This is a genomic window from Kitasatospora brasiliensis, assembly GCF_032654805.1.
In the GTDB taxonomy this organism is placed as follows: domain Bacteria; phylum Actinomycetota; class Actinomycetes; order Streptomycetales; family Streptomycetaceae; genus Kitasatospora; species Kitasatospora brasiliensis.
The window spans coordinates 268,288-286,913 of sequence record NZ_JAUOOW010000008.1 but is presented as its reverse complement, the minus strand read 5'-3'; the positions used below and the strand labels follow the sequence as shown (position 1 = coordinate 286,913).

General features: G+C 74.1%; 19 protein-coding genes and 1 pseudogene. 8 read left to right on the top strand and 12 right to left on the bottom strand.

All coding sequences use genetic code 11. From position 1 onward, the window contains the following. Positions 1-18: 18 nt before the first annotated feature. The 6 genes from QWJ13_RS29970 to QWJ13_RS29945 all read right to left on the bottom strand — a co-directional run bounded on the left by QWJ13_RS29970 (position 19) and on the right by QWJ13_RS29945 (position 5,585). Positions 19-1,107 (bottom strand): terpene synthase family protein, encoded by a 1,089-nt coding sequence (locus QWJ13_RS29970; RefSeq protein WP_316528404.1) that lies wholly within the window; start codon positions 1,105-1,107, stop codon positions 19-21. After that, positions 1,104-2,093, bottom strand: a complete 990-nt coding sequence (locus QWJ13_RS29965) for a mevalonate kinase family protein (protein ID WP_316528403.1) — start codon at positions 2,091-2,093, stop codon at positions 1,104-1,106. Before QWJ13_RS29965 ends, QWJ13_RS29970 begins: the two co-directional genes overlap by 4 nt. Beyond that, positions 2,090-3,133, bottom strand: a complete 1,044-nt coding sequence (mvaD, locus tag QWJ13_RS29960) for a diphosphomevalonate decarboxylase (protein ID WP_316528402.1) — start codon at positions 3,131-3,133, stop codon at positions 2,090-2,092. Before mvaD ends, QWJ13_RS29965 begins: the two co-directional genes overlap by 4 nt. Continuing rightward, complete coding sequence (locus QWJ13_RS29955; protein WP_316528400.1) at positions 3,130-4,275, bottom strand: polyprenyl synthetase family protein; 1,146 nt, start codon at positions 4,273-4,275, stop codon at positions 3,130-3,132. The genes mvaD and QWJ13_RS29955 overlap by 4 nt, the downstream gene beginning before the upstream one ends. Positions 4,276-4,558: 283 nt before the next feature. Next, the gene (locus QWJ13_RS29950) at positions 4,559-4,924 is read right to left on the bottom strand and encodes a hypothetical protein (RefSeq protein WP_316528399.1); all 366 of its coding nucleotides are present in this window, start codon (positions 4,922-4,924) and stop codon (positions 4,559-4,561) included. Continuing rightward, positions 4,899-5,585 carry a type III effector protein gene (locus tag QWJ13_RS29945; RefSeq protein ID WP_316528398.1) on the bottom strand — a complete coding sequence of 229 codons (687 nt, stop codon included), beginning with the start codon at positions 5,583-5,585 and terminating at the stop codon, positions 4,899-4,901. Before QWJ13_RS29945 ends, QWJ13_RS29950 begins: the two co-directional genes overlap by 26 nt. 109 nt (positions 5,586-5,694) lie before the next feature. Between QWJ13_RS29945 and QWJ13_RS29940 the strand changes: the two genes are divergently transcribed. The 3 genes from QWJ13_RS29940 to QWJ13_RS29930 all read left to right on the top strand — a co-directional run bounded on the left by QWJ13_RS29940 (position 5,695) and on the right by QWJ13_RS29930 (position 7,182). After that, positions 5,695-6,129, top strand: coding sequence for an Hsp20/alpha crystallin family protein (locus tag QWJ13_RS29940; RefSeq protein WP_153463985.1), 435 nt, complete (start codon positions 5,695-5,697; stop codon positions 6,127-6,129). 191 nt (positions 6,130-6,320) lie between these two features. Continuing rightward, complete coding sequence (locus tag QWJ13_RS29935) at positions 6,321-6,725, top strand: DUF2267 domain-containing protein (RefSeq protein ID WP_316528397.1); 405 nt, start codon at positions 6,321-6,323, stop codon at positions 6,723-6,725. Between the two features lie 58 nt (positions 6,726-6,783). Further along, on the top strand, positions 6,784-7,182 hold the full coding sequence (locus QWJ13_RS29930) for a DUF2267 domain-containing protein (protein WP_316528396.1): 399 nt from the start codon (positions 6,784-6,786) through the stop codon (positions 7,180-7,182). 259 nt (positions 7,183-7,441) lie between these two features. On the opposite strand, the gene QWJ13_RS29925 is transcribed toward QWJ13_RS29930, so the two are convergent. After that, positions 7,442-8,881 carry an alkaline phosphatase family protein gene (locus tag QWJ13_RS29925; protein WP_316528395.1) on the bottom strand — a complete coding sequence of 480 codons (1,440 nt, stop codon included), beginning with the start codon at positions 8,879-8,881 and terminating at the stop codon, positions 7,442-7,444. A 332-nt stretch (positions 8,882-9,213) separates the two neighbouring features. Between QWJ13_RS29925 and QWJ13_RS29920 the strand changes: the two genes are divergently transcribed. Together QWJ13_RS29920 and QWJ13_RS29915 are read left to right on the top strand one after the other, a co-directional pair. Further along, the gene (locus tag QWJ13_RS29920) at positions 9,214-9,597 is read left to right on the top strand and encodes a hypothetical protein (RefSeq protein WP_316528394.1); all 384 of its coding nucleotides are present in this window, start codon (positions 9,214-9,216) and stop codon (positions 9,595-9,597) included. Between the two features lie 10 nt (positions 9,598-9,607). Next, positions 9,608-9,844 (top strand): hypothetical protein, encoded by a 237-nt coding sequence (locus QWJ13_RS29915; RefSeq protein ID WP_316528393.1) that lies wholly within the window; start codon positions 9,608-9,610, stop codon positions 9,842-9,844. 37 nt (positions 9,845-9,881) lie between these two features. Here the strand turns inward: QWJ13_RS29915 and QWJ13_RS29910 are convergent, their stop codons facing one another. The 3 genes from QWJ13_RS29910 to QWJ13_RS29900 form a co-directional block, all read right to left on the bottom strand. After that, positions 9,882-11,060: a cytochrome P450 gene (locus QWJ13_RS29910; RefSeq protein WP_432277626.1), complete on the bottom strand. Its 1,179-nt coding sequence runs from the start codon at positions 11,058-11,060 to the stop codon at positions 9,882-9,884. Between the two features lie 199 nt (positions 11,061-11,259). Next, positions 11,260-11,634, bottom strand: a complete 375-nt coding sequence (locus QWJ13_RS29905; RefSeq protein ID WP_316528392.1) for an aggregation-promoting factor C-terminal-like domain-containing protein — start codon at positions 11,632-11,634, stop codon at positions 11,260-11,262. Positions 11,635-12,352: 718 nt separating this feature from the next. Continuing rightward, positions 12,353-13,681 carry a site-specific integrase gene (locus QWJ13_RS29900; protein WP_316528391.1) on the bottom strand — a complete coding sequence of 443 codons (1,329 nt, stop codon included), beginning with the start codon at positions 13,679-13,681 and terminating at the stop codon, positions 12,353-12,355. A 386-nt stretch (positions 13,682-14,067) separates the two neighbouring features. Between QWJ13_RS29900 and QWJ13_RS29895 the strand changes: the two genes are divergently transcribed. Next, positions 14,068-14,979 (top strand): glycoside hydrolase family 19 protein, encoded by a 912-nt coding sequence (locus QWJ13_RS29895; protein ID WP_316528479.1) that lies wholly within the window; start codon positions 14,068-14,070, stop codon positions 14,977-14,979. Positions 14,980-14,996: 17 nt separating this feature from the next. Further along, positions 14,997-15,332, top strand: a pseudogene (locus tag QWJ13_RS34430) (amidase family protein); the annotation flags it as partial. Positions 15,333-15,428: 96 nt separating this feature from the next. Here the strand turns inward: QWJ13_RS34430 and QWJ13_RS29890 are convergent. Further along, positions 15,429-16,640: an FAD-dependent monooxygenase gene (locus QWJ13_RS29890; protein WP_316528390.1), complete on the bottom strand. Its 1,212-nt coding sequence runs from the start codon at positions 16,638-16,640 to the stop codon at positions 15,429-15,431. Positions 16,641-16,811: 171 nt separating this feature from the next. Here QWJ13_RS29890 and QWJ13_RS29885 point away from each other — a divergent pair, with 171 nt between their 5' ends. Further along, positions 16,812-17,774 (top strand): TetR/AcrR family transcriptional regulator C-terminal domain-containing protein, encoded by a 963-nt coding sequence (locus QWJ13_RS29885; protein ID WP_316528389.1) that lies wholly within the window; start codon positions 16,812-16,814, stop codon positions 17,772-17,774. A 217-nt stretch (positions 17,775-17,991) separates the two neighbouring features. Here QWJ13_RS29885 and QWJ13_RS29880 read toward each other — a convergent pair whose 3' ends face one another. Next, a complete protein-coding gene (locus QWJ13_RS29880) occupies positions 17,992-18,486 on the bottom strand; it encodes an Ig-like domain repeat protein (protein WP_316528388.1) in 495 nt (164 codons plus the stop codon). Positions 18,487-18,626 lie beyond the last annotated feature (140 nt).

Below are 18,626 nucleotides of genomic sequence, written 5' to 3'. Positions count from 1 at the left end.
GGACCTCCCTCCGCGGGGTCAGTCCAGGTCCCACCACCAGGAGATCGCCGGGTAGGCGAGGGGCCGGTCGTCGGACGGCGGGGTGTCGGTGAGCCCGCTCCACCGGAGGTCGATGGTGCCGGGGCCGGTGCCGTCGGGGTCCGTGTAGCGGGCGGTGTGCCGGGCCCAGTCCAGGGCGTTGCGGACGGCGACGAGCGCGAGGTCCACCAGGGCGCGGGTGTCGTGGCTGTAGGGGCGCAGGGTGATGCGTTCGGCCAGCTGCACGGCCCGGTGCATGATCCGGTCGCGGATCAGGGTGAGCCGGCGGGCGGCCTCGGTGGCGGTGCTGCGGTGCCGGCGCATCAGGATGGGGATGGGGGAGGGCTCGGCGAGCGGGTCGCGGCCGGCCAGCCGGGCCGCCCGGTCCTCCTTGGGGAAGGAGTACAGGTCGTTGTCCAGGGTGATCAGCAGTCCGGCGGCCTGGGTGACGGCGCGGACGAGCGGATCGTGGCGTTCGTCCTCGGGCACCCGCAGTCCGGCGGCGATCTCGCCGCAGGTGAGGGCGCCGGGGCCCAGCCCGAGGTCGGGGCGCACGGTGAGGAAGGTGGCGAAGTCGGTGGGCAGGCCGGTGGTGCGGTGGGCCGGCTCCCACAGGGCGGCCCAGGCGGTGGCCCTGGTGTCGGTGAGCCAGCGGTGCCAGAGCGCCGGGCTGCTGCCCGCCTTGATCCTCGCGGAGAGGTCGGCGACGGCCGGGTAGAACGGGTCGTCGGGGAGGGGGTCGGTGTCCAGGGTGGTGCCGGCGTAGGCGAGGCCCGCGAACCACAGGTACAGGGCGGTGGTGCCGGCACTGGCGGGGCCGCAGTCGGTGCGCCGGTCGTCGAAGCAGAACGCCAGGTAGGCCCAGTCGACGCTGAGCTGGGTCCGCTCGACGGGGGCGTCGGGGGTCATCCGGGCCATCATCTCGGGGGCGCGGGTGGCGGCGGCCCGTACCCGGTCGACCGGGTCGGCGAGCACTCCCCACGCCTCCAGCCAGTCCAGGCCGCGCCGCTCCAGCAGCGCCTCGTCGGGGTGGGGGCGGGACGGCGGCAGCGGGCAGTACAGCGGCGGCACCTCGAACCGGAGGCTCATGGGGCACCTGCCCGCAGGCCCTCGGTGTCCAGGGCGACGTCGAGCGGTACGGCGCCGAGCCGGCGCCAGGCCGCGCGGACCTCGGCGAGCCGCGCGCCGTCGGGGCCGAGGGCGATCACGCAGTCCCCGCCCACGGCGCCGGAGCTCTTGACGGCCGTACCCCCGTCGGCCGCCGCGTGCGTCAGTCGCGCCATCCGCTCGGCGGCCTCCGGCGGGGCGACGCGGCGCGCCAGGCCCTCCAGCAGGACGCCGTACGCGCAGACCGAGCGCTGGAACCCGGCCCGGTCCCCGGCGCGCGAGGCGGCCCAGAAGCGGCCGAGTTCCTCGTGCAGCGCGTTGACGAAGCCGTCCGCCCCGGGCATCCGGTGGAACGCGTCGATGCCGGAGGGGGTGTCGCAGCCGAGCCCGCTCCAGGCGACGGCGAGGCGCAGCCCGGGTGGGACGGCGGCGGGGTCGGCGTGCGGGGCGCCGTGCACGGTGCGGTAGCCGACCCAGCCGCCGTGGACGCTGGCGGCCACGTCGCCGCCGCTGCCCCGGCCGTGCTGGTGGGCGCGGTGGACGTCGACGGCGGTCGGCAGCAGGGTCCGGCGCAGGGCGGGCGAGGAGAGGTCACGGCCCGCGGCGGCCGCGAGAGCGCCGAGGACGGCGACCACGCCGGCCGCGCTGGTGCCCAGTCCGATCTTCCGACCGGCGCCCCAGCCCCGGCCCCGGACCGTCACCCGCAGCTGCCCGGTGTCGGGGAACGCCGCGCTCCCGGCCCGGACGGCGGCGGCGAGCAGGCCGGCGCCCGAATCGCGGGGCACCTCCTCCAACGGGGCGTCGACGCCCAGATCCGGCGCGCTGAGCCACCAGCCGTCCGCAGCGGGCGCGGCCCGGCACCCGATGCCGGAGTCGACGGCGGCGAGCAGGGCCCGCCCGCCGTGGAGCACGGCGTACTCCCCGACGACGAACAGGCTGCCCGGGGCGAACACCGCCACCTCGTTCATACGGCTTCCCCCACGGTCCACGACAAGTCCCGCGACAAGTTTTGCGACAAGCCCCCCGACAGGGCCCACGACGGCGGCTGCGGGACGGTCCTGGGCGCGCCGCCGGGCCGCGAGCGCAGCACGCGCAGGACTCCCGGGACGTCGGCGAGCGCCCGCCCGACGCGCTCGGCGTCGCCCGGTTCGCAGAGCACCTTCACCTGCGGCCCGGCGTCGACGGTGAAGAACGCCGGCACACCGCCCTCCCGCAGGCGCCACACCTGGCGGATCACCGAGACGGTCGCGGCCTCCCAGTAGAGCAGCGGCGGGTCGGCGCCCAGCGCGGTGGCGTGCATCCGCAGGGCGTTGCGCTCGGCCACCGCGCCGAGCGCCGGGAGGTCGCGCGAGCGCACGGCCTCCCGTACGGCGGCCAGGTCCGCCTCGCCCGCCGCGAGCCACGCCTCGAAGAACGGCGAGGACGCCCGGGTGCGGCGCATCCCCTCGCGGGACGGGACGCGCTTGGGGCCGGCGGCCGTCACCGCGACGAGGACCGCCAGCGGCCAGTGCTCCGGGGGCGCGACCTGGGTGACGGCCCCGACGTCGTCCCCGGGGCGCCACTGGACGAACCCGCCGAGCATCGAGCGGCACGCCGAGCCCGAGCCCTGCCGGGCGAGGGCGGCGAGCCGGTCTGCGGACGGGCGGCCGGTCGCCAGGGCCGCCAGCGCCGTGGTCAGCGCCGCGTAGGCCGAGGCCGAGGACGCCAGGCCGGCGGCGACCGGGAAGTTCGAGGTGACCACGACATCGAGCGGGTGTTCGATGCCCAGCTGCGCGCGGGCGTGCGCCACGAACCGGCCCAGCTCCGCGACCGGCCCGGGCGGCGCCCAGGCGACGCGGTCCGCGCCCGCCCGGGGCGGCCGCCGCGCCACGCGGGCGCCGGAGGCGAGGCCTTCGAGCGTCAGCGACAGGCTGGTACCGGCCGGCTGGTGACCGGGCCCGGGCGCCCGTCCCCAGTACTTCACCAGGGCGACGTTGGCGTTGGCCACCGCCCAGACCACGGTGGTCATGACGTCCGCCAGGCGACCTTGTCGGCCAGGGCGCGCAGCTGCTCCCGTACCTCGGCGGGTATCGCAAGGCCGTCCAGGACGGCCACCGCCCGCTCGTGCCGTTCGGCGATCATGCGCTCGACGGCCCGGTCCGCGCCGGTGTCCCGCAGCAGCGCGCGCAGGGTCCGCGCGTCCTCCTCCGACAGGCGCGGGTTGCCGTACAGGGCGTGCAGCAGCGGCGCCCGGGCGGGCGTGGCGGCCTGGTAGGCGAGGCTGACGAGGACGGTGTGCTTGCCCTCGCGCAGGTCGTCCAGGGCGGGCTTGCCGGTCTGCTCGGGGTGGCCGAAGGCGCCGAGGACGTCGTCGCGCAGCTGGAACGCCTCTCCCAGCGGCAGGGCGAACGCGCTCAGCTGCCGCTGGAGGGCCTCGTCGGCCCCGGCGAGGGCGGCGCCGATCTGGAGCGGCCGCTCGCAGGTGTACTTGGCGGTCTTGTAGCGGATGACGGTCAGGGCCGGCTCGGTGTCGGCGGTGGGCAGGCCGGTGGCGATGAGGTCGAGGCACTGGCCGTACATCACCTCCTCGCGCATCAGGGCGACCAGCGGACCGATGCGGGCGTACCGGTCCGGATCGAGGCCGTCGGCGGGGTCCTGGAGGAGCTCGTCGGACCAGAGCAGCGCGAGGTCCCCGGTGAGGATGGCGGCGCTGGTGCCGACGGCCTCGGCCAGGTCCCGGGTACGGCCGGCGCGGTAGCGGGCGGCCAGGGCGCGGTGCACGGTGGGCTGTCCGCGGCGGGTGTCGGAGTCGTCCATGACGTCGTCGTGGACCAGGCAGAAGGCGTGGAACATCTCCAGCGCGGCGCCCACCCGGACGGCCTGCGCCAGCCCCCGTTCGCCGGTGCCGCCGGCGGCCTGCCAGCCCAGCACGCACAGCAGCGGACGGATCCGCTTGCCGCCCGCCCGGAGGAAGTCCGTGAGGGCCACGGGCACGTCGTCGGGCAGCCCGGCCAGGCGGGCGGCGGACGTCTTGCGGTCGACGAACGCGTCGAGCACCCCGTCGACCCGGCGGCGTACGAGGTCCAGGTCGGGCCGCCGCCACCGGGGCTGCGGCGGCGGGGCGGGCTGCGGAGGTACGCGGGTGGTGTGGGCCGGTCCGTCGGAGGCCACGGGAGGTCACCAGATTCCACCGGTCAGGAGGTGGGCCATCCGACCCCTACCCCATCCGGCCGAACGATGAACCGAATATCGGACATCGGGCGGCGGGGATCGGGCACCGGGCATCGGGCGGCGGGCATCGGGAGCGTCCGCCGCGAGCCGACCGGCCGCCCCGGGGTGGCCGCTTCCCCGCCCCGCAGGTGCTCCGCCGGCGGCCGGCCCGGCCGGCCATGGGATCGACCGGGCACCACCCCCCATCGGACTGGTGGCCGCCACCGGCTGCCGGCCGTACGAGTCACCGGGCGTCCCCGGACCGCCGGACGGCGACCGGCTCTGCGCCGCGTTCCTGGAGGCGCTGTCCGGCGAGGAGGTCACCGGGAGCGTCCGGGACCAGCGGCCCGACGGCGGTCACGGCCGCCGCCCGGGTGGTCGCCGGTGTGGCCCGAGGGCCGCCTGGATCGGGGACGGACAGTGGCCAGTCGGGATGGGCCAGTTGCCGGCGCAGGGCGTCGAGCCGGGCGAGGTGGTGGTCGAGGGCGGTGGTGACGGTGCTCGTGGTGGCGGCCGTTCGTGCTTCGAGGTCGTGGATCCGGTCCAGGAGGTCCTGCCAGCGCCTCTCGGCGTCGGCGACAGGGTCAGGCGCGGCGTCGGTCGCTGTCATCGCGGAGCTGGGTGGTGTGGTGGGTGAGGGCGTCGAGGCGGGCGGCGAGGTCGCCCGTCCCGGTGTCGAGGTGAGGGCGGATGGCGGCGAGGGGCTCCATGAGGTCGGCGGGGTCGGTGGCGCCGAGTGCGGCGGTCAGGGCGGCCTGGGCGGGACGGGCGCCGGGGGCGAGTGCGGTCGTGGTGATCCGGGCGGCGAGGACCCGCAGCTCGGCGGCGTTGTCGCGGGCCCAGGCGGTGACCGTTCGGTCGGCGGCCCGCCGGTCGCGGACGGCCTTGACGCGTTCCGCACCGGTACCGGCCCGGGTCTTGCCACCGGCGGGCTTGAGGCGCAGGTAGCGGTTCTCGGCGGCCTGGCGGCTGGCGACACCCATGGGCTGGGCGAGGTCGGCCCAGGTGGCGCCGGCCTCTCGGGCGCTCTCCACCAGGCCGGCTTCCCAGCCGGCGAGCTGGGTGCGCAGCTCGCGCAGCAGCACCAGGGCGGCCAGGGCCTGCTCGGGGCCTTCCTGCCGGCCGGGGGCGGGCGGGGGCGGGGACGCGGGGTTCTGGGCGGTGCGCACGGCGTCGTCGATGGCGGCCAGTGCCGCCGCGGCGGCCAGGAACGAGGCGGGCTCGACCGGCTGGGGAGGCCCGGCGGCGGGTCTGCGGGGCTTTTCACTCATGCAGTCACTCTATAGGCGACACGCCGACTTGTCATCGGATGGATGACGCGCTACAAAGGTGTCAGAGGAAGCGCACTGGCACCCATTCGATCCATGGAGGTGTTTCGCGATGCTGCTGCGCACTGACCCGTTCCGCGAACTGGACCGGCTGACCCAGCAGTTCCTGGGCAACACGGGGACCTGGTCGCGTCCGGCGCCGATGCCGCTGGACGCCTATCGGGCCGGCGACGAGTACGTGATCTGCTTCGACCTGCCGGGGGTCGACCCGGAGGCGATCGACATCGACGTCGAGCGGAACATGGTGACCGTCAAGGCCGAGCGCCGCCCGCGCCAGGAAGGCGAGGGCGTGAAGTGGGAGCTGTCCGAGCGCCCGCTCGGCGTGTTCTCCCGCCAGGTCATGCTCTCCGACACCCTCGACCCCGCCGGGATCACCGCCGACTACGACGCCGGCGTGCTGACCCTGAAGATCCCGGTCGCCGAGAAGGCCAAGCCCCGCAAGGTCGCGATCAGCCACAGCGGCGACCGCAAGCAGATCCAGGCCTGACCGACCCCGATGCCGTTCCGTGCCGCCCCTGATCCGTCCCCCTCGATCAGGGGCGGCCGGAACACCCCCGACCGCCGGCCGCCCTCGCCCAGGCCGGCCTACCCGCGGTGACGCGGAAGCGTCATGAACGAGCGGAAGCGTCATGAACGACCAGAGCAACCGCCGGACCTCGGGACGAAGGGAGAACCGCGGTGACTCTTCAATGGGAGGCGTTCCTGGAAGAGGTCCGGGAGCGCGGTGAGTACGACACCCCACAGGAGGCCGAGCGGGCCGCCCGGGTCGTCCTGGCCCTGCTCGGCGCCCATCTGGTCGGCGACGTGCGCGCGGAACTGGCCGCCCGCCTGCCGGAGACCATGGCCCTGATCCTGCTCAACCCCTTGCAGGCCGCCGAGCCGCTCGGTCCGGAACGGTTCGTGCGCGCGACCGCGGCCTGGATCGAGGGCGCCACCGAAGCCACGGCCCTGTGGGACATCGGCGCCGTCCTGTCCACCGTGGCCGAGGCCGCGGGCGACGACCTCACCGGGCGTGTCCTGCTCCAGCTGCCGCCCGGCTACGACCTGCTGTTCGGCCGACCGACCGCAGGCGAACGACCCTGACCACCCCCGCACGCCGCCGCCGGCCCGCCGGCGGCCAGACCCTGGAAGGCCCACGGTCATGACCCGCTACCGCCGCCTCCTACAGCAGGTCCGCACCCTCGGCCGCTACACCGCCGACGAGGAAGCCGAACGGGTCCTGGACGCCGTCCTGGCCCTCCTCGGCTCCCAGCTCACCGGCGACGAACGCTGCGACCTCGCCGCAGTCCTGCCCGAGCGGGCCCGTGCCGTCTTCGCCGCCCAGATCCCCCTGCCGTGTCCCGTCACCGCCCCCGCCTTCGTCGAAAGCCTCGCCCACACCCTGGGCACCAGCCTCACCGCCGCCCGCTGGGACGCTTCCTCCGTCCTGGCCGCCCTCATCACACTCACCGACGACAACCTCACCGACCGACTCCTCGCCCGCCTCCCCCGCGGCTACGCTCTGCTCTTCGGCCGCGCGGACCTGGCCGCCGTCGCCTGAGGCAGCGGGTCCGACCTGCCGGCAAGCCGGGCCTTCGTTTCGGCCACCGGCGCCCGCGAGCGCATCGGCGACACCTTCGCGACGACCGAGGCCACCCCTCGTCCTCGCCGCCATCACCGCCCGCCGGAGCCTCGCCCACCTGCCCGGCCGAGGGCGGCTGCGCCCCGTCCTCGTCCCCAGGCCCGGGCGACCTGCGGATGCGGAGCACGGCCCGCTGAGGGGCCCTCGGTCCAGGCCTGGACCGAGGACCGCCGGCCCGCTACCGCGGCAGGTGCGGCCGGTCGCCGGGCTCCTGGGTGGGGAACTTCTGGTCCGCACCGGGGAGGGCGGGAGCCGGGTAGTGGGCCACCTCGTACTCGGCCTGTCGGAGCTGGGCGGCGGTCGGGGGCAGGGCCGGGGCCCGGCGGGGGCCGCGCTCGAACTGGAAGGCCGAGGTCAGGTCGCCGAAGGTGCGGCGGCGCCAGTCGGTGAGGTTGGCCGCGCGGACCCTGGTGAAGCGCTCCAGGAAGCGCAGCACCGAGGTGTGGTCGAAGGCCTCGCGGGCGACCCAGCCGCCCACCGTCCAGGGCGAGACGATGACGCACGGCACCCGGAAGCCGCCGCCGATCGGCAGGCCGTCGACGAACTCGCCCGGGGTCCCGGCCGGGGGCACGGGCGGTGGCACGTGGTCGAACAGGCCGTCGTTCTCGTCGTAGTCGAGGATGAACACGGTCTTCGCCCAGACCTCGGGGTTCGAGGCGATCGCCTCGATCTTGGAGGCGACGTAGTCGGCGCCGGCGGCGGGCAGGTAGTCCGGGTGCTCGGACTGGTGGCTGGTCGGCAGGATCCAGGAGACGGCGGGCAGCCGGTCGTTGCGGGCGTCGTCCTCGAAGGTGCCGGCCGGACGGGCCGTCATGCCCCGATGGTGCAGGGGGCTGCCGGGTTCGGCCTGCTGAAAGCTCCTGAAGAGGGAGAGCATGTTGGTGTCGTAGTTGTCCTCCTCCTGGTACACCTGCCAGCTGACGCCGGCCGCCTCCAGCTGTTCGGCGTAGGTCGTCCAGGTCAGCGGCTCCGGCGCCGCGTTGCGGATGATCGGGCCGCCGTGGGCGCCATGGGCGTCGTCGGCCCCGATCGAGCCGGTCATCCAGTACAGCCGGTTGGGCCAGGTCGGGCCCTGGACCGAGCAGAAGTAGTGGTCGCAGATGGTGAACGACTCGGCCAGGGCGAACTGGAAGGGGATGTCCTCCCGGGTGTAGTAGCCCATCACGTACGGGCCGTTGGCGCCGTCGGCGGCCCGGTGGGCGGGTAGCCACCGGTCCATCCTCCCGCCGTTCCACGCCTGGTGCTGGACGGCCCAGGCATGGCTGGTGGAGGGGATCGCCTGGGCGCTGGTGGTGCGGGTGTCCAGGTGGAACGGCAGCAGGTAGCCGTCCGGGTGGGCGCTGTCGGGCTGGTGGAACACCGAGCGCCCGTCGTCCAGCCGCAGCGCGTCGGGGTCCGCGAAGCCGCGCACGCCGGCCAGGGTGCCGAAGTAGTGGTCGAAGGACCGGTTCTCCTGCATCAGCAGGACCACGTGCTTCACGTCCCGCAGCGAGCCGCCCTTCGGCACTCCCGCCGCCACCGCCCGCTGGACGCTCGGCGGCAGCAGGTTCACCGCCGCCGCCGCGCCCATCACCCCGGCCGCCGATCCCAGCAGCCTCCGTCGGGTCATTCCGGACATCGGTCCCGCCTCTCTGTCACGCCTGTGGCTTCCCCAGGTACTTCGGCGCGCCGGAGCTGACGGATGAACAAGTCGCCGTGGACGGGCCGCCCGTGGGCTCCGCGGCTGCCAGTCGGGGAGGGTCGATCGTCGCCTTCCGGACGGTCGCGATGTACCTCGGCTCCGCCGCCGGATCGGCGGCCGGAAGCAGTCGCGACATGCCGCGTTCGGAGCAGCGTCTTCGCCCGCCCCGGTCGGCGGGGAGACGCTGTGCTCCGCGGCCGCCCCAGGGCGCGATGCCGGCCGGTATGTCACCGGGCCGTGCCCGCACCGCCGGACGAAAGGAAGGTCCCGTGCGCAGAAGCGCTCTGCTCCTCGTCTCCGCCGCCTCGATGGCGCCGGTCCTGTCCCTCCTGGGCGCGCCGCCCGCCCCGGCCGGGGCCGCGCCGTCGGCCAGGGCCGGCGGCGCGTTCACGGTCAGCGCCCAGGACTGCGGGCCCTGGGGCTGCCAGTACGCGCCGCCCTACTTCGTCCTGGACGACCCCACCGGCTGCCACGCCGTGCCGGCCGCCCCCGCGACGATCGGCTCGCGTTGGACGCGGTGGTGGAACGGCACGGACCGGAACGCGTACCTGTACGTGGACGGCACGTGCACCGGGGTGGCCGACGCGGTCCTGGACGAGAAGTCCGCGATCGAGTTCGGCCAGGCCCCGTACCGCTCGATCCGCTTCAGCTGACGGACGGGCCGTGCGACCGGAACCGCGTGCGCGGCGCCAGGTCGGCGGCCTGCTCGAAGCGCCGGGACGGTGCTCGACGACTACCGGACCGGTCCCCAACGTCGCGGTCGGCTACCAGGAGCTCGCCCGGTCGATCGCGGAGGGGCGCCGGCCCCACCCGGACTTCCACGCGGCGGCGGCCCACCACCGGGTGCCGGCCGCCATCGAGCGCTCGGGGCGGAGCGGCGCGGCGGAGAAGGTGCGCTGACCGCTCCGGGCGTCGGCTGGGTGGAGGCAGCGCCCCGTCACCAGGTCGCGGGCAGCCGGACGGGGCTGCGGGTGATGGTCCCGCGTCGCCAGAGGACGTCGTCGGTGCCGATGGTGAGGCGCAGCGTGGGCAGGCGCCGGGCGAGGTGGTGGAGGGCGAGCTGGAGTTCGGCTCGGGCGAGCCAGGTGCCCAGGCAGTAGTGGCGGCCCGCGCCGAAGGAGAGGGAGGGGTTCGGCAGGGGCGTGAACAGGTCGTCGGGGTCGCCGGGGAAGGCGTCGGGGTCGCGGTTGGCTGTCACACGGTCGGTGGTGACGAGGTCACCGGCCCGGATCGTCACGCCGCCGAGGTCGATGTCTTCGAGGGCCGCGAGCAGGCGGCCGCGTTCCACCCAGTCGCCGAGGGGGATCTGGTGGAGCACCCGTTCCGTGAGGAGGGCGGCGGCTTCTTCGTCCGCGCCGAGCCGGGTCCAGGCCTGCCGCTGTTCGGTCAGCAGGTAGAGCAGGATGTTGCTGATCATGGTCATGGTGGTGTCGTGGCCGCCGACGACCATGGTGGCGATCAGATTGACGAGCTGGGCCTGGGGGATGCCGCCTTCGAGGTCGGAGGCCTGGACGATGGCGCTGACCACGTCGTCGCCGGGCGAGCGCCGCCGCTTGGTGATCAGCTCGGCGGTGAAGTCGTTCAGCTCGTCCCGGGCGTGGGCGCCCTGCTTCGCCGCCGCATCGGTGTCGGCGAAGGCGTGCTCGGCCCAGTGGAGCACCTGGTCGATGGGGATGTCGTCGATGGCGAGGAGCCGGTGGATGACGGCGCACGGCAGGGGCAGGGCGAAGTCGGCGACGAGGTCGGCGGGCGGGCCCTGCGTGACCAGGTCGTCGAGGAGGCCGTCGATGACGGAGGCCACCCACGGGCGCAGGTGGGCGACCGCGCGCGGGGAGAAGGCGCGGCTGATGGCCCGCCGCAGGCGCAGGTGCACGTCGCCGTCCTGCTGGCCGATGGCGTCGCGGCTGTCCAGCAGGCTCGGGCTGTCGGTGACCGGAGCGGCGTCCGGCGCGTGGACCGGTGAGCGGCCGAAGCGGGAGTCGCTGAGGACCTGACGCACGTCGTCGTACCGGGTCACGAGCCACACGGGGGCGCCGTTCGGCAGCGCGGTGAGCCGGGGCGGCCCGGGTGCCGGGGTGACGACTCGGTGGAGGGGGACGGTGAGGTCGGCGGGCACGATCTCTCCTGTTTTGTTGTCGGGATGGCGGCCCCGCGGGCCACCGGGCCCGCCGAGTCCGTGGATCCCATGCTCCCGGAGTGGTGGGCCGAGCCCGCGTGGGCATCGCCTGGTCGGGGGAATTCGGGTGATTTCCCCGTACTCCGGGCGTCTCAGGTGCTAGTGCCCGCCTCGCCGGTCACTCCCGCAGGGGAGCGGCTTAGTACCAGTGGTGGTTCTGCCAGAAGTTCCAGGCGGCGTTCGGGCTGCCGTAGCGGGTGTTCATGTAGTCCAGCGCCCACTTGATCTGGGTGCTGGGGTTGGTCTTCCAGTCCGCGCCGGCCGAGGCCATCTTGGAGGCCGGCAGCGCCTGGCCCAGGCCGTACGAGCCCGAGCTCGGGTTGGTCGCGGTGACGTTCCAGCCCGACTCGTGGGAGATGATCTGGCTGAACGAGGCCAGCTGGTCCGCAGGGACGATCTGGGCGGCGATGGCCTGGGGGGAGGCGTCCGCGGCGGAGGCGACGGAGGGGACCACGGCGGCACCCAGGGCGGTCACGCCGGCGGTGGCGGCAAGAATCGCGGCAGAGGTACGCATACGGAGCTTGAAAGCGGGCATGTAGAGCAAGACCTCAATCGGTTGGGCCGGTGTCACACCCCGCCGCGACCGTGGCCGGACAGGGGCCTCATGGTCGCGGGGAGTGACTCGGCGGGAAGCCGTCACCGGCGGGACAGGAGCCGGTGTGGCTGGCGACGAATGCCAAGGTGCCAGACCGGATCGGTGGCAGCCAAGGGCCTCTCGCTACGATCCGCCGTCGTAGCCGGCGGACCGGCTCCGATTCGAAGGAAGGGCCTCGCCGGGCGCCTCGATCGCCCCTGACCTGCGCGAACGCCTTCCATCCCTTGGTAAAAGCAGGGCAAAACGGACATTGCTAGCCGTCGTCGTTCATCACATCCGTGTGTGAGCGCCCTCACCGGGCGGGGGTCGGCGGTATCGCTGACCGGCTCGGGGTCGTCACGTCGAGTCACCGCCGATCGGTCGCCATTGAGACGCCCGCCACACCCCGCCGACCCCTCGTCTGTCCCCTTCTTCCGTCCCGGCGCCGTCGTAGGAGGGGGAACAGAAACAGGAGCAGAGGAGCGGATAGGAGAGAGGACAGGGCGCTACCGGCCGCGGCGCCGTTCCCTGGCCTGCCGGCGGGCCGCTTCCCGCCCGTCCGCGGGCGGCTTCGGCGGCCTGGCGCTGGGCCGCCGCGCGGTCGAGGTGGCCGGACTCCTCGTGCGCCCGGGCGCCCGCCGCTCGGCCCCGCCGGTTTTCAGAGGGTGGCCGACCGGCCGGCGCGGGCGGCCGCCCAGGGGTTCTGCTTGCGGACCCGGATCCGGCGGAAGTAGCGGCGCATCGCGGCGGAGTCCTTGCGCCAGTCGCCCATCTCGGCGATCTGGTCCTCGGGGACGTCGGCCTCGCGCAGCGCGGACGCCCCGCCGGCCCGCAGGCCGTGGGCGGTGACGGCCTTCGCGGTGTCCTCGTGCAGCAGCGCGTTGTGGCCGAGGTCGACGCGCCGCTGCTCGCCGAGGCCGGCCACCCGCCGGTACGCGTTGCGGGCCCGGGTCTTGACGATGGCGTTCACGGCGTCGCCGGACAGGTAGGAGAGCTCCACCCACTCCTCGGCGGTGATCTCGTGGTCCGCCTTCGCCTGCCCGTCCGGGTGCTTCGGGCGGGTCTGCGGGGTGAGCCGGACCTGGAGCTGGCCGGCCTTGTCGAGCGCGCGGAACAGGGCCTGGTCGAGCGGCATGCGGATGGTGCGGGCGTACTCCAGCCAGGCGCGCAGGCGCCGCGCCGGGCAGAGCTGCGGGGCGTCGTCGCGGGCCGGGATCCAGGCCTCGAACACCGAGCCGTCCTTGCGGGTCTTGCGGGCGACCAGCCGCACGGCGATGCCGTCGGGGTGCAGCTCGGCGTGGACGGGGACCAGGCGGGCCAGCTCGATCCGCCGGCTGAGCAGGTGCCAGCCCATGGCCAGTATCGCGGCGTCGCGCCGTCCGATCCCGTGGCGGTGGTCCTCGTCGCAGTCGGCGAGCATCTCCTCAAGGTCCGCTTCCAGTACGGCCGGTGACTGCTTCTCGGTCTTGGTCGCGGACCACTTCCGGCGGAAGGCGGCGATCATCCTGCTGGTCTGGATGGTCCCGGGCCGGGTGTTGCCGGGGGTCTCCCGCTCCTGCCAGGTGACCACCGCGCTGTGGTAGTCGGAGACGGTGTTGGGGTCGTAGACGCCGCCGAGGACCATCCACCCCACGTACTCGATCAGCGTCGCCGTGGTGCACGGCAGCGCGACCCGGCCGCGTTCGGCGCACCAGCGCTGGAACACCCGGATCCGCGCCCGATGGTTGCGCTCGGTGTTGGGCACCGTCGACTCGGCGAGGAGCTGCGCGGTGTCCTCGCTGATCACGAAGTCTGTGGCGGCGTAGGCGGGTGCGACGAAGGGCGCCGGCAGGGGGCGGCCGGCCACCAGCACGGTGTCGCGGTCGAAGCCGCCGACGTCGATCCCGTGCCCGCCGGTACGGGTGGCGGGCAGCATCCGCCCGTTCCCGTTCCCGTTTCCGTCCCCGTCGACGAACTCGCCGTCCAGGACGTCGGGGTCGGTGCTCAACTGGCTCTCCTGCGCGCGTGGGGTGCTGACGGGGGAAAGCCTCCCACAGCGGTAGCCTCGTATATTGCCAGATATACGAGGCTACCGATCGCCGACGCCTGACGGGCGCTCGGGAGGGGGGCCGGTCACGGTGCGCGGCGGGGGAGCGGAGGTGCCGTCAGGCGTCGCCATCGGACGCGTGAAGTGACTCTTTTGGCCGCGACCCCTTGACAGGTATAGACCACTCCGCTTGAGTCTGGGGCAGCCCCGCAGTACTGGCCCGCACCCCGGTCGGCCCGTCCCCCACGACGTGCCCTCCACCCCGCGGGGCCCGGCTCCCCTGCCCCGACGTCCCTACCTCCACGACCGTGCGGCCCCACAACCGCACAAGGGGTGATCAAGTGTCCGTGAAACGCCTGCTCGCACTGCTCTCCACCGTCGCCACGGCGCTGGCGGTGGTCCTGCTGCTCCCCGCGGCCAACGCCAGCGCCGCCGTCTGCGCCGCGCCCTGGAACTCCTCGGCCGTCTACACCGGCGGCGCCGCCGTCTCCTACGGCGGCCACAACTGGCTCGCCAAGTGGTGGACCCAGAACGAGCCGCCCAGCACCGGCGGCTCCGGCGTCTGGTCCGACCAGGGCGGCTGCGGCACCGGCCCGACGCCGACCCCGACGGGCACCTCGACCGGTGTGCCGAACCCGGGCGGATTCCCCGTCAGCCAGGCCCAGTTCGACCAGATGTTCCCGAACCGGAACCCCTTCTACACCTACCAGGGCCTGATCGACGCCCTCGCCGCCTACCCCGCCTTCGCGGCCACCGGCAGCGACACCGTCCGCAAGCAGGAGGCCGCGGCCTTCCTGGCCAACGTCAACCACGAGACCGGCGCGCTGGTCTACGTGGTCGAGCAGAACACCGCCAACTACCCGCACTACTGCGACAGTTCACAGCCGTACGGCTGCCCGGCCGGGCAGTCCGCGTACTACGGGCGCGGCCCGATCCAGCTGAGCTGGAACTTCAACTACAAGGCGGCCGGCGACGCCCTCGGCATCGACCTGCTGCACAACCCCAACCTGGTGCAGACCGACCCGGCCGTCGCCTGGAAGACCGCGCTCTGGTACTGGAACACCCAGAGCGGGCCGGGCACCATGACCCCGCACAACGCGATCGTCAACGGCTACGGCTTCGGCGAGACCATCCGCAGCATCAACGGCTCGCTGGAGTGCAACGGCGGCAACCCCGCGCAGGTGCAGAGCCGGATCGACGCCTACCAGCGCTTCACCCAGCTGCTGGGCACCGTGCCGGGCGGCAACCTGGGCTGCTGACGCCCCTCCACGGACTGATGGGCCGCCGCGCCGATCCCGGCGCGGCGGCCCATCGCCGTGAGGTGCGGCTGCACGCGGCGACGGCCTCGCCGGCCGCCACCGCCCGGACGATCTGCCACCGCTACGAGCGGCTCGACGCCGTACTGAGCCCGACGACGAACCAGCCGCCGCTGCCCGTCGGCGCGCTGGCCGATGCGGACGACCCGCAGAAGACCTACGCCCGGATGCTCGCCGTCACCCCGCGCACCCCGGGGGCGAACCTCACCGGCCGGCCCTCGATCAGCCTGCCGCTGTCCTGGACACCGGACGGGCTGCCGATCGGCGTGATGCTGACCGCCCGGCTCCACCAGGAGGGGCTCCTGCTCTCCCTCGGCGCCCAGCTGGAGCGGGCCCGGCCCTGGGGCCGCCACGCCACCCTGCGGGAGGCCGTGCTGGAGCGGTCTCCGGTCTCAGACCGCCTCCAGGGCGCCGGCGTAGTCGGGCAGTTCGACGTCGCCCGCCTTGGCGGCCTGGGCCTCCATGAGGGTGCGGAGGGGCCGGCGGGTCATCCAGCGCATCGAGGCCGCGCGGAGGGCGATCATGGGGCGGTGGTTGGGGGCGTAGCCGGCGATGCCGCCCGGCGGGAGGTCCTGGGCCTTGGCCGCGTAGGGCTTCATCTGCCGCTGGAAGCGGGCGAAGGCGGTGGTGAAGTCGCCCTGGGCGGTGGCGAGTTCGCCGGCCAGCAGGTAGGCGCCGACCAGGGCCAGGCTGGTGCCGAGACCGGTGAGTGGGGTGGGGCAGCAGGCGGCGTCGCCGATCAGGGCGATCCGGCCGCGGGTGTAGCGGTCGAGGCGGACCTGGCCCAGGTGTTCGAGGAAGAAGTCGTCCGCGTCGGCCATCGCGGCGAGCAGCCGGTCGGTCTCCCAGCCGGCCCCGGCGAAGCGTTCGGTGAGCAGGCGCCGCTGGGCGGCCGAGTCGCGGCGGTCATAGGCGATCGGGTCGGAGCGGAAACTCAGTCCGGCCTTGATCTCGCCCGGCGCGCGGCCGGGGCGGGCCATCGCCACCCGGCCGCCGCGGGCGTTGTACATCAGCAGCCAGTCGTCGAGGCCGAGGTCCAAGCGGGCGGTGAACCAGGCGGTGTAGCCGCCGATGGGAACGAAGTGCTCGCTCTCGGGACCGAACGCGAGGCGGCGGACGGTGGAGTGCAGCCCGTCCGCGCCGACTGCCAGGTCGAAGCGGCGGGGCGGGGCGTTCTCGAAGGTGACGTCCACGCCGTCGGGGTCCTCCGTCAGCGAGGTGACGGTGTCGTCGAAGAGGTACTCGACATCCTCGGCGGTGGCCCGGTACAGCACGCCGGCGAGGTCGTCGCGGAGGATTTCGAGGTCGGAGACGATGCCTTCGCCGCCGAATGCCTCGGTGGGCAGTTCGGCGAGGCGCTTGCCGTTCCGGTCGACCAGGGCCAGGCCGCGCTGGTCGACGGCGACCTGCCGGACCTGGTCGAGCAGGCCCATCCGCTCGATGACGGTGCGTCCGGCGCCGCGTAGGTCGACGCTCTGCCCGCCGGGGCGGGGCCCGGGGGCGCGCTCCACCACGACGGGACGGAAGCCTGCCTTGCGTAGCCAGTACGCCAGTGCGGGTCCTGCGATGCCGCCACCGGAGACGAGGATGTCCGTGTTCTTCATGGCAGTGAACGTACGGCGTACGCGTCGCACTGTGCAAGATACCCTCCCTGGAATTTCCCGGTGCTGCACTAGTGCACTAGGGTGCCCCGAAGCGGCCGTGCCCCCGGTACGGGTGCCTGCGGCGGGCGGCTAGCATGGCCCGATTGGTGCACTAGTGCGGAGGTGGAGCGGGTGGACCGCTACAAGCAGATCGCGGGCGAACTGCGGCAGCGCATCGAAAGCGGCGAACTGCGCCCCGGCGACCGGGCGCCGTCCACCCGGGAGATCACCCGCCGGTGGAACGTCGCGATGGCCACCGCCACCAAGGTGCTGGCGGAGCTGCGCGGCCAGGGCCTGGTCCGGGCGGTCCCGGGCGTCGGCACGGTGGTCACGGAGGCCCCCGCCCCGGCCAAGCCCCCGGCCCGGCCGGCCCCCGGCGAGCGGCCGGCCCCCCGTCGGCCCGCCGCCGAGGGCGGCCTGACGACGGATCGGATCGTCGCGGCGGCGGTGGAGATCGCGGACGCCGAGGGACTGGAGGCCCTGTCGATGCGCCGGGTCGCGGCCGAACTGGACGCCGCCGCCATGTCGCTGTACCGGCACGTGCCCGACAAGGACGGCCTGGTGGACCTGATGATGGATCGGGTCTTCAGCGCCGTCTCCTTCTCCCCCGCCGAGACCGCGCTGCCCTGGCGGGCCCGCCTGGAACTCGCCGCCCGCCTGCTGTGGGACCTGTTCCGCGCGCACCCGTGGCTGGCGTCCGCCCTGTCGGTGACCCGCCCCCAACCGGTCGCCAACGCGCTGCCGTTCGGCGAGTGGGTGCTGTCCACCCTGGTCGCCGAGGGCCTGGACGTGCCGACGGTGTTCACCGCGTACCTGACGCTGTTCAACTATGTCCGCGGCACCGCTCTCAACCTGGAGATGGAGGCCGCCGCCGAAGCCGCCACCGGGCAGGACGCGGACGCCTGGATGGCCCAACAGGAGGCGCAGTTCATGGAGCTGGTCGCCAAACACCCGACCTTCCTCCGCCTCACCATGGAGGGCTACGACTTCGACCTCGACCAGCTCTTCGAGTTCGGCCTGCAACACCTGCTGAACGGCTTCGCCGTACTGGTCGACCGGGCCGCCGCTCAGCCCGGCAGCTCGGCCGGATCGTAGGAGACCGGCTCCTCCACCACCTACGCGTACGTGCGGCTCTCCGGCTCGCGGTCCGGCCGCCGGCGTGTGAACCGGGCGGTGAGCCGCACGACCATGCCCTCGGGCGGTCCCGAGGCTGACCGACGTCGAACGCTGCATCAAGGAGCTCAAGCGATGGCGCGGCCTGGCCACCCGCGACGACGAGGCCACGACCATCAAAAGTCGGCCTGGCTCACCGTCACCGGCTCACCGTCACGGGCTTCACCGTCACGGTGATGGTCTCGGGGGTGGCGCTGTTGCCCTGGTACACCGAGTCGCCGCTGTAGACGGCGGTGACGGTGTGGGTGCCGACAGTGCTGAAGGAGGTGACCAGTCCGGCGGCGGCGCACCGGCCGAGGGAGAGGAACAGGCGTCCCGTGCCCAGGGTGGTGTGGGTGGTGGTGTCGGTGAACGTGACGGTGCCGGTGGGCGTGGCCGTACTGGTGGAGCCCGCGCCGGGGCAGACGAGGTCGCCGAGCACGACCGGCCGGTTGGCCCGGGTGCTGCGCGGCGACGCCGTCAGGAGGGTGCTGACCGGCTGGCCCACGGTGTAGGTGACGACCACCTGGCCGTTGTGGTTCGCCGTCCCGACGGTGGACGGGGCGAGGGAGGTTCCGGTGGCGGTCGGGGTGACGAAGCTGCTGCCCCCGCCGCCACCGCCCCCGCCCGCGAAGTACCCGCCGCCCGCCGCCACTGCCCGTCCCGTCGTGCCCCTGCTGACTGTTCCGGGGCCTGGTGCCTGCTCACTGCTGTTCTCCCGATGACGTGCCCGCTGCCCGGGCTGCACGCACAGCGTGACGGCTGGACGGTCCGGGCTTTCCGATTGCTCCGAAC